Here is a 283-nt window from a genome sequence, read left to right on the forward strand (position 1 = left end):
TCGAACAACCAGACCATCACCATTCCGGTAGGTCAGACGTCGGGCACTGTGTCCTACGTCGTCGGCAACGACGTGTACAAAGGCGCCGACAGCGTCAGCACCGCCATCACTGGCGTGACCGGCGGCAACTACGAGCAACTGGCTCCGAACACCACTCCAGTCGTGACCCAAGTCAGCGACAGCAATGACGTCACCAACGTCGTACTGACCGCACAAACGCCAGCAGGCGGCGTGGCTGAGAACGGCACCATCGTCTACACCGCCACCGTCGGCGCACCTGTCA

The 283-nt window shown here is 61.8% G+C and carries 1 protein-coding gene; it reads left to right on the forward strand.

Annotated elements, in window-relative coordinates:
- Window positions 1–283 (forward strand): immunoglobulin-like domain-containing protein (locus tag QMX89_RS22770; RefSeq protein WP_282349961.1); only part of this gene is annotated, 283 nt, incomplete at both ends.

Origin of the sequence: Pseudomonas sp. PS01301, assembly GCF_029960215.1 — a bacterium.
Lineage (GTDB): Bacteria > Pseudomonadota > Gammaproteobacteria > Pseudomonadales > Pseudomonadaceae > Aquipseudomonas > Aquipseudomonas coleopterorum.